General features: G+C 59.9%; 1 pseudogene. It reads right to left on the minus strand.

Annotated features, from left to right (window positions below):
* A pseudogene (locus tag LPW39_RS23660) lies at positions 1–1,058 on the minus strand (hypothetical protein); the annotation flags it as partial.
* Between the last annotated feature and the right edge of the window lie 30 nt (positions 1,059–1,088).

Consider the following 1,088-nt stretch of genomic DNA (forward strand, 5'->3'; position numbering starts at 1 on the left):
GCATCAATATCGCCGACACGCAGATCGAGCCCCATCTCCTTCATGCCCTTGTCTGCCTGCTGAGCTGCTCTGGTGCGCTTTTCTTCCTCGCTGTAGTACAGGTCATAGTAGGTTGCTGCGGCCTCGGTGAGCGCATCCATGCTGCCCATGGCGTCGACCAGCTTGCTGGCCCAATCTGCAGCGGAGAGCGAACCCTCCAGCAGAGTAGTTCCCAGCAGATCAAACACCATGTTGACCCCCGCCAGGCTTGCAGAAAGGCGGGTCAGAGCGTCTACAGCGGTTTCACCCACCCGGACGTATTCACCCATCACAAAAACCTGCTCAGTGACGGTTTCCGTCACTTCGCGGCCTACCCGGGCCTGCTGCTGGGTATCCCCATCAGAGACCACATCCACGGTATCCCACACCATGCGGGTGATCTCCCGTGTCTGCTCCTCCCACTTTCCCAGGACCGACCGGGCCATCTCTTCATTGGCTTGCGCCAACGCCGCCTCGATCTTCGCTGCAGCCTCCTCTTGCGTGAGACCGGTTAATTCCAGCCCCTTGCCACCCGTGTCCGGGTGGATTTCATCCAGGCCCAGTGCCACCTTCATGGCTCGGATCGAATCACCGTTCAACCCCAGGCTGTCGGCTCTTGCGGCAGTGTCCTCCCGCATGTCCTTGAAAGCGTCCTGCAGGATCTTGATGGGGCCGGCCACAGCCTCGATAGAGCCGTTGTACTGGTCCAGCATCTCCAGGCGGCTGTATTGCTGCTGCATCTGCCTCTGACGGTATCCATTGCGTGGATCGTCCGGGTTGTCCGCAATCTCTTTTTTCAGCCGCTCGATTTCAGCTCTTGCCTTTTCTTGCTCCTTCTCTGCGACGATGTAGCGATAGTCCGGGCCGCTAAACAAGCTGCCGCTTTCGCGCAACAGCTGGTAGCCGTAGAGGTTCCCGCCCAGCTCACCAGTGATACCGGTGCCGACCTGCCTTTCCTCTTTAAACATGCCCCCCAGGTAGGCCGCGATCAGCGGAATCATCATTACGCCGGCCGCGCCCCAGCCACCATTGAGCCCCATAGCAGAGCCAGTGCCCCCATTGCCGATGCC

The sequence above is a fragment of the Comamonas koreensis genome, from assembly GCF_021026195.1.
Taxonomy (GTDB): Bacteria; Pseudomonadota; Gammaproteobacteria; order Burkholderiales; family Burkholderiaceae_C; genus Comamonas; species Comamonas koreensis.